Origin of the sequence: Ruegeria sp. HKCCA4008 (assembly GCF_013033125.1) — a bacterium.
GTDB lineage: Bacteria > Pseudomonadota > Alphaproteobacteria > Rhodobacterales > Rhodobacteraceae > Ruegeria.
On record NZ_WQDM01000003.1, the window covers coordinates 385,857 to 398,256 of the forward strand.

Annotated in this window: 13 protein-coding genes; 2 read left to right on the top strand and 11 right to left on the bottom strand. The window is 60.2% G+C overall.

Going from position 1 to position 12,400, the window contains the following annotated elements; all coding sequences use genetic code 11:
• Positions 1 to 5: 5 nt before the first annotated feature.
• The gene (locus tag GOW60_RS10040; RefSeq protein ID WP_152457057.1) at positions 6 to 1,169 is read left to right on the top strand and encodes a lytic murein transglycosylase; all 1,164 of its coding nucleotides are present in this window, start codon (positions 6 to 8) and stop codon (positions 1,167 to 1,169) included.
• Positions 1,170 to 1,182: 13 nt separating this feature from the next.
• Here the strand turns inward: GOW60_RS10040 and GOW60_RS10045 are convergent, their stop codons facing one another.
• The 5 genes from GOW60_RS10045 to GOW60_RS10065 all read right to left on the bottom strand — a co-directional run bounded on the left by GOW60_RS10045 (position 1,183) and on the right by GOW60_RS10065 (position 7,761).
• Positions 1,183 to 1,980, bottom strand: a complete 798-nt coding sequence (locus tag GOW60_RS10045) for a class II glutamine amidotransferase (RefSeq protein ID WP_171229149.1) — start codon at positions 1,978 to 1,980, stop codon at positions 1,183 to 1,185.
• Positions 1,981 to 2,115: 135 nt separating this feature from the next.
• Positions 2,116 to 2,466 (bottom strand): hypothetical protein, encoded by a 351-nt coding sequence (locus tag GOW60_RS10050; protein ID WP_152457055.1) that lies wholly within the window; start codon positions 2,464 to 2,466, stop codon positions 2,116 to 2,118.
• Positions 2,467 to 2,519: 53 nt separating this feature from the next.
• Positions 2,520 to 5,975 (bottom strand): chromosome segregation SMC family protein, encoded by a 3,456-nt coding sequence (locus tag GOW60_RS10055; protein WP_171229150.1) that lies wholly within the window; start codon positions 5,973 to 5,975, stop codon positions 2,520 to 2,522.
• Between the two features lie 140 nt (positions 5,976 to 6,115).
• Positions 6,116 to 6,523: a hypothetical protein gene (locus tag GOW60_RS10060; protein ID WP_171169206.1), complete on the bottom strand. Its 408-nt coding sequence runs from the start codon at positions 6,521 to 6,523 to the stop codon at positions 6,116 to 6,118.
• Positions 6,524 to 6,567: 44 nt separating this feature from the next.
• On the bottom strand, positions 6,568 to 7,761 hold the full coding sequence (locus GOW60_RS10065) for a PLP-dependent aminotransferase family protein (RefSeq protein ID WP_171229151.1): 1,194 nt from the start codon (positions 7,759 to 7,761) through the stop codon (positions 6,568 to 6,570).
• 150 nt (positions 7,762 to 7,911) lie between these two features.
• Between GOW60_RS10065 and GOW60_RS10070 the strand changes: the two genes are divergently transcribed.
• Positions 7,912 to 8,682 carry a FadR/GntR family transcriptional regulator gene (locus tag GOW60_RS10070; RefSeq protein WP_152457051.1) on the top strand — a complete coding sequence of 257 codons (771 nt, stop codon included), beginning with the start codon at positions 7,912 to 7,914 and terminating at the stop codon, positions 8,680 to 8,682.
• Between the two features lie 42 nt (positions 8,683 to 8,724).
• Here the strand turns inward: GOW60_RS10070 and GOW60_RS10075 are convergent, their stop codons facing one another.
• From GOW60_RS10075 to GOW60_RS10100, 6 genes are all read right to left on the bottom strand, one after another.
• The gene (locus tag GOW60_RS10075) at positions 8,725 to 9,558 is read right to left on the bottom strand and encodes a hypothetical protein (protein WP_171229152.1); all 834 of its coding nucleotides are present in this window, start codon (positions 9,556 to 9,558) and stop codon (positions 8,725 to 8,727) included.
• Between the two features lie 201 nt (positions 9,559 to 9,759).
• Positions 9,760 to 10,320: a F0F1 ATP synthase subunit B gene (locus GOW60_RS10080; protein ID WP_152457049.1), complete on the bottom strand. Its 561-nt coding sequence runs from the start codon at positions 10,318 to 10,320 to the stop codon at positions 9,760 to 9,762.
• A 5-nt stretch (positions 10,321 to 10,325) separates the two neighbouring features.
• Positions 10,326 to 10,877: a F0F1 ATP synthase subunit B' gene (locus tag GOW60_RS10085; protein WP_171169212.1), complete on the bottom strand. Its 552-nt coding sequence runs from the start codon at positions 10,875 to 10,877 to the stop codon at positions 10,326 to 10,328.
• An 86-nt stretch (positions 10,878 to 10,963) separates the two neighbouring features.
• The gene (locus GOW60_RS10090) at positions 10,964 to 11,188 is read right to left on the bottom strand and encodes a F0F1 ATP synthase subunit C (RefSeq protein WP_005981269.1); all 225 of its coding nucleotides are present in this window, start codon (positions 11,186 to 11,188) and stop codon (positions 10,964 to 10,966) included.
• A gap of 48 nt (positions 11,189 to 11,236) precedes the next feature.
• Entirely contained in the window at positions 11,237 to 11,995 is a 759-nt protein-coding gene (locus tag GOW60_RS10095) for a F0F1 ATP synthase subunit A (protein ID WP_152457047.1), read from the bottom strand.
• Positions 11,996 to 11,997: 2 nt separating this feature from the next.
• Entirely contained in the window at positions 11,998 to 12,330 is a 333-nt protein-coding gene (locus GOW60_RS10100) for an AtpZ/AtpI family protein (protein WP_152457046.1), read from the bottom strand.
• Between the last annotated feature and the right edge of the window lie 70 nt (positions 12,331 to 12,400).

A 12,400-nucleotide genomic window follows, 5' to 3' on the forward strand; every position in this document is an offset into this window, starting at 1 on the left:
TTGTCATGCGTTTTCTTTCCGGCCTGATCGCCGCCACCCTGTTTGCCCAACCTGCCCTGGCCCAATGTGGTGGTGGCTTCAATTCCTTTGTCAAAGGGCTAAAGACCGAGGCCGTGCAGCAAGGCTTTGACAAATCCACCGTGAACGCGTTTTTCAAAGGCGTGCAGCAGGACAGCGCCGTGCTGAAGGCCGATCGGGCGCAGGGGGTGTTTCAGAAACCCTTTATCGAGTTTTCCCGACGGCTGATCTCGGCCAATCGGATCGAACGCGGGCAGGCGATGTCGCGCAAATATGACGCGGTGTTTGACCGGATCGAAAAGCAATACGGCATCTCACGCGGGGTGTTGCTGGCCTTCTGGGCGTTCGAGACCGATTACGGATCATTTCAGGGCGACTTCAACACCCGCAATGCACTGGTGACTTTGGCCCATGACTGCCGTCGCCCCGACCTGTTCCGCCCTCAAATCTTCGCCGCCATCGAACTTTATCAGAATGGTGATTTCGACCCGGCCCGCACAACGGGCGCATGGGCCGGCGAAATCGGTATGGTCCAGATGCTGCCGCGTGACATTCTGGAAAACGGTGTCGATGGTGACGGCGACGGGCGTGTCCGCCTGAAAACCTCGGCCCCGGATGCGCTGATGTCCGGCGCCAAGATGCTGTCGCATCTGGGCTGGCGCGCAGGCGAACCGTGGTTGCAAGAGGTCACGGTGCCCGCGCAGATGGACTGGTCTCTGTCCGGCCCCGGCAAGCCCCGGTCTGTGGCCGATTGGCAGGCCATGGGCGTTCAGGCACGCAGCGGGTCGCTCGCAAACCTGCCTGCCTCGCTGATCCTGCCCCAGGGGCACAAAGGCCCGGCCTTTCTGGCCTATCCCAACTTCGACGTCTATTTCGAATGGAACCAGAGCTTTGTCTATGTCCTGACCGCCGCCTATTTCGGAACACGTCTGGAAGGGGCGCAGATCTACGATGCCGGCAATCCCGCACAGGGTCTGAACGGTGCACAGATGAAGCAGCTGCAAAGTAAGCTTCAGGCCAAAGGGTATGACGTTGGCAATGTCGACGGGATCCTGGGCGCTGGCACGCGGGCGGCCGTGCAGGCGGAACAGAAGCGGCTTGGCCTGCCGGCCGACGCGTGGCCGACAGTGGATCTATTGAACCGGCTTTAGGCAGCAATCACGCTTACGCGACCCATTCCCGTTGCTGCGGAACACAAGGCGCAAAGGCGCGCGTCGTCACCGTGGCACCCTCGGTTTCGATTGCCGTGTTGGGCTGTATCTCGAGCCATCCCTCGTTGATGGCATCCAATGGCTCGGACGAAATGATGATACCGTCTTTGCAGGCCTTGTAGTGCAAGCTGGGCGCAAACCGATCCGAGGCATATCGGGCCGCAAAAACCCGTTTGCCGTCCGACCAGCAGGCGGCAAACCGAAGATAGGGTGATGCTCCGCGGCGCCTGGAAAGGGCTTCGACCCGACCGACCGCACGCGCCATTGAACCCACAGGATCGGTGTCCAGCCCCTCGCCATGAGCGATGAGAAAGATCGCCTCGCTCTCGGTTGCGCCCATACGATGCAGGTACAGATGCGCCGGGATCATGGCATCAAGCTCTTGCCGGATTCGTTCATGACCCCCAGCCTGACCGTTATGCATGAAACTCCACCTGCCGACGCCGAAGGGGTGACAGTTGTTGCGCGAGGTCGCCGTACCCGTCGAGGCCCGTACATGGGCCAGAAACAGCCGGGATTTCGTGTGATGCGCCAATTGCTTCAGATTGGCATCGGACCACGCCGGATGGGTGTCCTTGTAAAAACACGGCGTGTCACGATCAGAATACCATGCCAGACCGAACCCATCCGCGTTTATCGGAGTTTTTCCGATCAATGCATTTCGGCTTTGAATGACAAGCGATTGTTCTTGCTCGAGGACCAGTTCGTCCAGATATCGCTGCTGCCCAACCCAAGCCAAGAATCGGCACATGTGCCTGTCTCCGTCCGTCAGTGAAAATTTTCGGGACGATACCACCTGGGTTGTCAGTTTTTCTCCCATACACCATCCGATTTGTCGGGTTTTCCCTATCAAATGCACGGAAATTGCAAAAATTTCAGATCAATTTCACTTACTACGCACCGGATACCGATCGCCTTTTTCGTCAATCAGGATCAACCTGCCCCCGTTGCGCACATACAAATCGCATCGGCTGAACCCATTGCGGTACGCGATGCACACGCTGCCATCATCGGAAATCGCGTAAGTTCCAAAGGCAGAATCTCCGCTTGCATATGTATAGGAATAGGCACCCCCGGCCGAGAATTTGGCCTGTCCGTCGTCGTAAAAGGTCAGCGTCTGCCCCGCCAAAGCATCAAGCTCTGCGGCTGTAAGGGGCGTGTCCCCGGTTTTGACGGGCCAGTCGGCTGCAAAGACAGGGCCGGCGGCGATGAGGGCGGGGATCAAAAAGCGCGTCATGCGCTCACGTTAGCGCGATAAAGCCGCAACCGTCATAAACTTCCAGTGAGCGGTCAGGCGACCATCTGTTCGGCCTTCTTCAGATCGACCGAAACCAGCTGGCTGACGCCCTGTTCCTGCATCGTGACACCGAACAGGCGATCCATGCGCGCCATTGTCACCGCATGGTGGGTGATGATCAGGAACCGCGTGTCAGTCTGGCGGCACATCTCGTCCAGCAGATCACAGAAACGCGTCACGTTTGCATCATCCAAAGGCGCATCAACCTCGTCCAGCACGCAGATCGGAGCTGGATTGGCGAGGAAGACGCCGAAGATCAGCGCGGTCGCCGTCAGGGTCTGCTCACCGCCCGACAACAGGCTGAGAGTCGAGAGCTTCTTGCCCGGCGGCTGGCACATGATCTCCAGACCCGCGTCCAGAGGGTCGTCACTTTCGACCATCACAAGATTGGCCTCGCCGCCCCCAAAGAGATGCTTGAACAACATGGCAAAGTTCGAATTCACCTGTTCAAACGCGGTCAGCAACCGCTCGCGCCCTTCGCGGTTGAGACTGGCGATCCCGCTGCGCAGCGCCTTGATTGCCTCTTCCAGATCGGCTTTTTCGCTGCTGAGCGTATCGAATTCTTCCTGAACTTCCTTGCTGTCTTCCTCGGCCCTCAGGTTCACGGCACCCATCGCGTCGCGCTGACGTTTGTGACGGTTCACTTCGGATTCCAGAACGTCCGCAGCCGGCATCTGGTCGGGGTTCACGTCCAGCTGGTTCAGCAATTGGTTCGGGGTCAGTTGCTGATCCTCGGCAATCCGTTCGGCCGCCGCGACAACACTTTCCTTGGCCGCGTCACAGCGCGCCTCGGCCGCGGCACGGCTTTCGCGCGCTTCTGATGCCAGACGCTCGGCCTCCCGTTCGGCCAGAACGATTTCACGGTGCATAGCCTCGGCTTCGGCCAATTTGTCGGCGGCTTCGGCGCGCCGTGCTTCGGCGGCTTCGATCTGTTCGTTCAGCTCCTCACGCGCCTCGGCGATTTCGCCGGGCACGGCCATGGCCTCGGTCAGCTCTTCTTCCGAGCTTTCCTTGCGCTCGGCAAGTTCGGAAATCCGCTTTTCAGCCGTTTCCAAACGGTGGCGCCACCCGCTGAGATCTTTCGCGACCTCCTGGCTGCGACGCGTGCGGGCGTCCCCCTCACGGCGCAGCTCGTCATGGGTCGAACGGTGGGTCAGCATGGTGATCCGTGCCGCCTCGACCGTCTGCTTGATGTCTTCGACCTGTGCGCGGGCACTGTCGAGATCACCCAGACCCGCCAAAGCCCCTTCGGCCTCGCGCAGTTGCGCGCGGGCGGCCATGGCGTCGTCCTTGTGGCGGTCAACGGCGAGGGTCAGGGTTTCCAGCTTGCCTTGGGCCAGATTGCGGTCGGCTTCGGCCCGCGACAGTGCGCGCGCGGTTTCGGCCATGCGCTGATCAGCGGCACGGCGGGCCTCACGCGCGCGCCGGTCTGCCTCGGTCACGTCCGCCAATTGCTGAGACAGCGCCTCATGCGCGGCACGGGCACCGTCAGCCTGTGCTTCGGCACGGGCAAGTTCCTGTTTCAGTGCTTCCAGCCTGTTGAGCTGCTCCAACCGCAGAGCAGCAGCACTTGGCGCGTCTTCGGCCCAGGCACGGAACCCGTCCCAGCGCCAAAGGTCGCCCGAGCGGGACACCAGACGCTGGCCGGGTTTCAGCGATGCCTGCAACCGTGCGCCCTGATCCGCATCCACCAACCCGATTTGCGCAATGCGTCGGCTGAGACGATCGGGGCCCGATACATGAAGCGCCAGAGGCTCGGCCCCTTCAGGCAATGGCTGGTCGCTGTCATATCCAGCCATCTGCACCCAGCCGGATGGCCCGTCACCCTCGACCAGCGGCGCGCGAAGATCGTCGGCCAGAGCAGCGCCCAAAGCCTTTTCATAACCGGGTTCGACGCGCAGCAGGTCCAGCACCTGACCGCCTTCCGCCGTGTCGCGTTCCACCAGCTTGGCCAGCGCGGTGGTTTCGGCCCGGATCGCCCCCAGCTCGCCTTCCGCTTCGGAACGTCGCGCCCGGGCTTCGGCTTCGCGCCCTTGTGTTTCGTTGCGCAGTTCATCCGCCGCGGCAAGCGCCTCTTCGGCGGCTTCGACTGCTTCTCGGGCTTCTTCCTCGCCCATTTGGGCTTCTGCAAACGCCTCGCTGGCGCGGATCAGGGCGGTTTTCGCCTCGTCCACGGCCTGCCGGGCTTTTTCCTCTTCACCCTCGGATCGGGCCAGCGTCTTGCGACTGTCTTCGACCAGACGCTGGGCTGACTGGTGCCGGGCGACCAGGCGGGCCATATCTTCGGTTTGCTGCGACAGGTGGTCTTCGCGTTCCTGTAGGATCGAGGCTGCCTCGCGGGCGATTTCCGCCGCTTCGGCCACTTTCTCATCGTGACCTTCTGCCGCCTTGGCCAGTTCGCGCGCTTCCCATTCCAGCCGTTCAATCATTTGTCCCGCATCGCGGTTCAATCCGGCTTCGCGTTCGATATCGTTGGCCAGCTGCTGGATTCGGTTGGTCAGCGTCTCGATCGTTTGACGGGCGCGGGTTTCCTGATCGGACAATTGATCGCGCTGCACCTGCTGGCGTTGCAGCACGGCGGCGGCGATGGCCTCCTCCTCGCGCAGCGGCGGCAGGGTTTCCTCGATCTCGGCACGTTTTGCGGCAGCAGCGCGGGCTTCAGCCTCGGCACGGGAGGCTTCGGTGATCCGCTCACGCAGTTTTTCTTCGGCCTGCTGGCGGGCCATGTCGGCCTCTTTCCAGCGTCGATAAAGCAGCATCCCCTCGGCCTGACGCAGCTGTTCGCCAATTTCGCGATAGCGGGCCGCCTGACGGGCCTGACGCGCAAGCTGGGCCAGTTGTCCGCCCAACTGCTCCAGCACGTCATCGACGCGGGTCAGGTTGGCTTCGGTGCCTTTCAGCTTGAGCTCGGCCTCATGGCGACGCTGATACAGGCCCGAGATCCCGGCGGCCTCTTCCAGAATGCGGCGACGGGCACGCGGCTTGGCGTTGATCAGTTCGGCAATGCGGTTCTGCCCGACCAACGCGGGCGAATGCGCACCGGTCGAAGCATCGGCAAACAACATCTGCACATCACGCGCACGAACGTCTTTGCCGTTCGCCTTGTAGGCGCTGCCCACATCGCGGGTGATGCGGCGAACGATTTCCAGTTGATCGCTGTCGTTGAACCCCGACGGCGCCAGACGTTCCGAGTTGTCCATGGTCAGGACAACTTCGGCAAAGTTGCGCGCGGGCCGCGTGGCGGCCCCGGCAAAGATCACGTCTTCCATCGCGCCACCGCGCATGGATTTGGGGCGGTTTTCGCCCATCACCCAACGCAAAGCTTCCAGAAGGTTGGACTTGCCGCAACCATTCGGGCCCACCACACCGGTCAACCCGTCCGCGATGATCAAATCGGTCGGATCAACAAAGCTTTTGAAGCCGGTCAGTTTGAGTTTGCTGAAACGCAATGGCTGCGTGTCCCATGATTCCTGTGCATTGGAAGTCTGCGCAAGGGATGGGGTCTGAGTCAACGGAGTTGCGCAGGATATGGGATATCAGCCCGAGTTATCCACAACATCTTGCCGAAATACGCAAGAACGCGCGCATCTCAATACGGCGTGCATTCAAAGACCTGATACCCGTTTTCCCCACCGACGTTTTCATAAAGACCAAAGTCGATGCATTCGTAATTGGGGGTCGAGACGGCCGTCAGCAAAAGCCGCTCACCCACATCACGGTCACACCCCAAAACCCCAACGGTCACGGCTGCGTCCCCCAGCACGTCCAGAATCGGACATCCCGAAACCTGCGCCATCGCCAAAGCGGCGCGATCCCGGACCGGGCCCAGCCGAGGGGCGTATTGCGCGTTGATCCGCACAGCCTCGGCCAGGTCGCCGCGCACACGTACATCGAAGACACTGCCATTCACAGCCACGCGCGTGGCGGGAACGTCACGGAAATGCGGAGTACCGGCGGCGCAGGCGGCCAGCAACAGAGGTGCGAGAAACCGGATCATGCCGCAGAGTTGCAGCATTTTGGTTAACAGAACCTTTCCGGACGTCAGGCCCGCAGCACCTCTCCCAGTCGGCGAATGCCTTCGCGTATTGTCGCCTCGTCAGAATTTGAAAAACTGAGACGAATGGTATTTGCCCCGCTGCCATCCGGGAAGAACGCCTGCCCCGGAACAAATGCTACTTTGACGGTGTCCAGCGCACGCGCCAGCAGGTCAGAGCCAACCATCCCCTCGGGCAACGTGACCCAGATGAACATTCCCCCCTCGGGACGTGTCCATTCCACCCCGTCAGGCATATGCTGTTCCATCGCGTTCAGCATCACATCACGGCGGTCGCGATAGACGTTTCGCACTTTCGGAATATGGGTGTCGAAACAGGCCTGCGCCACCTGATGCACGGCCATCTGGTTGATGGTCGCGGAATGAAGGTCGGCTGCCTGTTTCAGCAGCACCATCTGGGAAATGACTGGCTTGGACGCAACGACCCATCCCATGCGCAAACCCGGCGACAGCGTTTTCGAGAAACTGCCGCAATAGATCGTCCGACAGTCCTCGATTGACCCTTTGCGGGCCTGCTCCAATGACAGGATGGGGGGGATCGGATCCCCGTCATAGCGCAGAGCCTGATAGGCTCCGTCCTCTATCAACGCGCAATCCAGTTCCTCCGCCAGATCCAGCAAAGCCTCTCTGCCCTGGAAGTCCACGGTTTCTCCTGTCGGGTTCGCAAAATCCGCCGACAGATAGGCAAATTTCACTGCGCCTTCGCCCGCTGCGGCCTTGTACTCCGTGGCCCCCTGATTGCCATTGAGCCGGTCAAAGCGTGGCTCGTAGGCGTTGAATGCCGCCAGCGCGCCCAGATAAGTGGGCCACCCGACCAGGGCCGTGTCACTGGGGGACAGGAACAGCTTGCCCAGATAGTCCAGCGCCTGCTGTGACCCCGAGGTGATCAGGATGTTGTCGATGTCACAGGACACCCCGATTTCGCGCATGTGCTGCGCCAGCCATTGCCGCAATGGGACATAGCCTTCGCTCACCGAATATTGCAGCGCCTGCGCCTGCAAATCCGGCCCCAGGGCCTGCTGAAACGCCTGTGCAAACGCATCGGCTGGAAATAGGGCGGGATCAGGAATCCCACCGGCAAAGGAAATGATGCCGGGTTGGTCGAGCAGCTTCAGCAATTCGCGAATCTCTGACGCTTTCATCCGCGAGGCCCGGGTGGCAAACAAAGGGTGTAGGGACATGAGGCTCCTCCGATCTCAATTCGGCGCAGCCTAAGCTCTCCACTATTAAAGTCAATATTACTGACCTAATTATTCAATGGATGCGACCGGGGATTCTTGAACAGCACCGGCGTCCATGGTCAAATGAATTGACCAATTTCGGAAGATGAGATGCCATTTCACAAAGTTCAGACGGAAAAGCTGTCGCTCGCAGTCGTTCGCCAGATCGAGCTTTTGATCCTGCGAGGCATCCTGCGCCCCGGCGAACGCCTGCCATCCGAGCGGGAGTTGGCAGAGCGCATGGGCGTTTCGCGCCCGTCCCTGCGAGATGCAATTTCCGACCTTCAGGAACAGGGGCTTTTGACCGCGAAGGCCGGATCCGGGATCTATGTGGCCGAGGTTCTGGGCTCGGCCTTTTCCCCGGCACTGATCCGTCTGTTCGGCAGCCATGAAGAAGCCGTATTCGATTACCTGTCCTTTCGCCGTGACATGGAAGGGTTGGCGGCGGAACGGGCCGCGCGCCTGGGGTCAGACAGCGACCTGAAGGTCGTTCAGGCGATCTTTGACAAGATGCAGGCGGCCCACAACCGAAACGCTGCGAATGACGAGGCGCAGCTGGACGCCGAGTTCCACATGGCCATCATCGAAGCCAGCCACAATGTGGTGATGCTGCACATGATGCGGTCGATGTATGACCTTCTGGTGCAGGGGGTATTCTACAACCGTCAGACCATGTTCCGTCAGCGCGCCACCCGCGAGGCCATCCTGGATCAGCACCGCGCCATCAATGCGGCGCTGCAAGAGCGTGATCCTCTGGCCGCCCGAAATGCAATCGAACGCCATTTGGATTTTGTGGAACGCTGCATGGCGGACCAGCAAAAGGCCGATCGGAACGAAGCTATTGCGCAACAAAGGCTGCAACACGAAACCGGGCGGGGCTGAGCGCGGTTCGGATTTTGCAGACTTGGCAGGGCAAGGCCGGGGCTAGGCAGCGCCTGACGCGGCTGGAAGCAGATGTCGGGGGAACGGCGCGCCGCTGCCTTCTCCCAGACGGTCCTCCGCGGCCAGTGTCGTCAGCGCCGGGTCGATGAACAGCCTTGCGCCGCGATCTCTCAGACGTTTGTGCAGCATTACATGTTCGCACACCTGTTGGCCTTTTTCGTCCCTACAAGAATAGCGCAACCCTCGCAGCGCGCGGGATTTGTACAACCCGGCACCGCCGAATGCGCTGTCGACCGGGATCAGGGGCGTATCGGCAGGAATGTGAAACTGGCGGTCAAAAACAGCGGACTTCATGACAGACCTGCGCCACTTGCGACGCCCGAACAGCGGCCGGCGCGTGCTTTGAATGCGTTGCCATACGTCCTCATCACACCAACCCGAACAACGCAAAGCGTAGATATCGTCATATGCGGGTTTGGGGTTGGCGAAAACGCCCTCCCACAACGGGGCGACCCGCTGCGCTGCCGTCAGAACCGCCTGAGCATCCAGGCAGGTGTTCGGCCCATCCAGATCCAACACCAGCGTCAACTCCAGGTCCGTGTCCTGATCCTCGAGTTTTTTGAGAACTGTATTTCTGGCCGCCGTGATACGCTCGACCCGGTTTGGCAATTCTGACGCAAGACCATCCAGTCGCAGGATATCAACATACCGACTTTGACCCGCATAGTCGGACAACACCTGATCCGTACCGTCCGTGTTGTCGTTCGTGGCAATGGTGACGGTGAACCGGTGCAACTGCGCAGACAGGTTTTCGATTCTGTTGATCGTGTCGATCAGCGCCGACCCGCCATTTCGGACGACGCCGACAATATTCATCGAAACTGCGTTGCCTGACACCGCCTGTCTTTCCCTGTTGTTTTCACGCCCCCATCAGGGCGCTCCTATCAACCTGATCCCCGGCAGGTCGTAGGATTCGGAGTGTTTGAAACAACAGAAGCAGAAGCACGACAAAAACAAAAGACCCGACAGCCTAAAGCTCTCGGGTCGTCTGTATCACGTGTCTGTCGGGGTCACCCGTCAGTGCAGCTTGGCATCCACGTCTGCAATCGATGCATCGATCAGCTTGTTGGCCTGCGCTGCGGTCATTTGCTTTGCCAGAACCGAGCTGGCCGCCGAAACCGCAACCGATACGGCCTGATCACGCACTTCCTTCAGTGCAGACGCTTCGGCCGAAGCGATCTGGTCCTGAGCTGCGGCCAGACGACGCTCGATCGACTTTTCCAAGTCAGCTTTCGCCTGTTCTGCCGCCAAGGCCGCGTCTTCCTTCGCTGCCGCGACGATCGCATCGGCCTGCCCCTGAACTTCACGCTGCTTGCGCTCGTACGAGGCCAGCAAACTGCGGGCTTCTTCATGCAGAGCACGGGCTTCGTCAAGTTCGGATTTGATGCCTTCGGCACGTTTGTCCAGGGCACCGCCGATCATACCGGGGACCTTGAAGTAGAAAAGGACCGCGATGAAGACGATGAAGCCCAGAAGGACGACAAAGTCGGTATTGCCAAGCGAAAAGAACGGGCCGCTTGCAGCCAGCGCGGGGCTGGCGGCACCAACGGTCAGGATAAGGGCAAGAGTGTTCCGCATGTCACTTATCCTTTCGTCTGTGCGTCTACTGCACTGTCGATGGCTTTGGCATCTGCCTCGCCGCCCAGTGCGGTGACCAGTTCAGCCGCCGTATCCTTGGCAACCACTTGAATGCTTTCCAGCGCACCGGCACGGATTTCGGCGATTGCCTTTTCCGATTCAGCCGCCTTGGCAGCGATTTCCGCATCCGCCTTGGCAATCGCGTCATCCAGTCCAGCCTGAATTTCAGCGCGTGCTTCGGCAGCGATACGCTGCGCTTCGGCACGGGCATCGGCCAGCGCCTTGTTATAGGCCTCTTCGGCCTCGACCGCCTTGGCCTTCAGATCTTCGGCCGCAGCCAGGTCATTTGTAATGGTCCCCTGACGTTCAGCCAGGATTGCCGCGATGCGCGGCAGGGCCACGCGGGACAGGACCAGAAAGATGACGACCAGCGTAATGACCAGCCAGAAAATCTGGTTGGGGAACCAATCGAAGCAGAGCTGTGGCATCCCGATGGCAGAGCCATAGGAGTCGACGCACGAGCCGGCTACCTCTTTTGTAAGGGGTTCAGTCGCCATGATATCCTCCGTCGGAAACTTGTCTTTACAACAGGTGGGCCGCTATGGCTTGGACCCACCTGCGCGTAAGGATCAGGTTCCGCAGATTATACGGCGAACATCAGCAGCAGCGAGACCAGGAATGCGAAGATCCCCAGGGCTTCTGCGAACGCGATACCGATGAAGAGGGTTGCGGTCTGCGAAGCAGCCGCCGAAGGGTTGCGAAGGGCGCCGGCCAGGAAGTTGCCTGCTACGTTGCCCACCCCGATTGCGGCTGCGCCGGAACCGATTGCTGCCAGGCCTGCGCCGATGTGTGCGAGATCGCCTTCCATGATGTATCTCCTTACGAATTGGAAGTTTCGATGTTGGGGTATCGGACCTTAGTGCGAAGGATGCAGCGCATCTTTCAGATAAACACAGGTCAGAATGGTGAATACGTAGGCCTGAATGAAGGCCACCAGGACCTCAAGACCATACATAGCGGTGATCGCCAGAACCGACACGGGCGAGATCACGGCAATCGCGGCGAAGCCCGCGAAAACCTTGATAACCGCGTGGCCAGCCATGACGTTGCCGGCAAGACGAATGGAGTGGCTGACCGGGCGCACGAAGTACGAGATCAGCTCGATGATCGCCAGGATCGGGCGCAGCGCCAGAGGCGCGCTGGAGACCCAGAACAGACCCAGGAATGCGGCGCCGTTTTTCACGAAACCCAGCACGGTCACGGTCAGGAACACGGCCAGCGCCAGCGGGATGGTCACGGCAAAATGCGACGTGGTGGTGAACGAGGTCGGGATCAGCCCCAGGAAGTTCGCGCAGACGATGAACATGAACAGGGTCATGACATAGGGGAAGTATTTCACGCCTTCCTTGCCGCAGATGTCTTCCAGCATCTTGTAGATGAAGCCATAGGCCAGCTCGGCCACCGACTGCATACGGGTCGGAACGATGGCGCGTTTCGAGGTGGGCAGTACCAGCAGAGCGATTATGGCCAGCACTGCAAAGAACAACCACAGGGTCACGTTGGTGACCGTGAACATGCCTACTGCACCGTCGCCGAACAGCGGCTTGACAATGAACTGATCCATCGGGTGGAATACCAGGCTGCTGCCTTCTGCTGCGGTGGTCTCGGTTGCCACGTTCAGTCCCTCTCGTCCTTCTCGGCAGCCGTTGCCGCCGTTTGTTTCTCTTGAACCTCTTTCGCGCTGCGGAGCATAACCTTCACGCCCGCGACAAGGCCCAGCAATGTAAACAGCACCAGAAAGATCGGGATCGTCCCGAGCAGGCTGTCCAGCCCGTATCCGATGCCAAATCCGATCCCCAGACCGGATACCATTTCGATGACCATCCGCCAGGCAAGCTCACCACCGGACACGTCAGCATCCGCACGAGGCTTTGGCGCTTTGGCCTTTTTCGCCGCTTCGATCTTGGCCTCAAGCTGCGCCATACGCTGCTTTTGGTCATCATCGGTCACGGGCGTTTCCCTCGTACAATCTTGGGCATGGTGCTAAGGCGCGAAGCGCGCAGAGTCAACGACCTTGAAT

Coding starts and splice junctions, on each gene's coding strand:
- GOW60_RS10085 (WP_171169212.1), bottom strand. CDS start 10,877: ATGGCGACTGAACCCCTTACAAAAGAGGTAGCCGGCTCGTGCGTCGAC.
- GOW60_RS10090 (WP_005981269.1), bottom strand. CDS start 11,188: ATGGAAGGCGATCTCGCACACATCGGCGCAGGCCTGGCAGCAATCGGT.
- GOW60_RS10050 (WP_152457055.1), bottom strand. CDS start 2,466: ATGACGCGCTTTTTGATCCCCGCCCTCATCGCCGCCGGCCCTGTCTTT.
- GOW60_RS10040 (WP_152457057.1), top strand. CDS start 6: ATGCGTTTTCTTTCCGGCCTGATCGCCGCCACCCTGTTTGCCCAACCT.
- GOW60_RS10065 (WP_171229151.1), bottom strand. CDS start 7,761: ATGTCCCTACACCCTTTGTTTGCCACCCGGGCCTCGCGGATGAAAGCG.
- GOW60_RS10075 (WP_171229152.1), bottom strand. CDS start 9,558: ATGAATATTGTCGGCGTCGTCCGAAATGGCGGGTCGGCGCTGATCGAC.
- GOW60_RS10070 (WP_152457051.1), top strand. CDS start 7,912: ATGCCATTTCACAAAGTTCAGACGGAAAAGCTGTCGCTCGCAGTCGTT.
- GOW60_RS10060 (WP_171169206.1), bottom strand. CDS start 6,523: ATGATCCGGTTTCTCGCACCTCTGTTGCTGGCCGCCTGCGCCGCCGGT.
- GOW60_RS10080 (WP_152457049.1), bottom strand. CDS start 10,320: ATGCGGAACACTCTTGCCCTTATCCTGACCGTTGGTGCCGCCAGCCCC.
- GOW60_RS10045 (WP_171229149.1), bottom strand. CDS start 1,980: ATGTGCCGATTCTTGGCTTGGGTTGGGCAGCAGCGATATCTGGACGAA.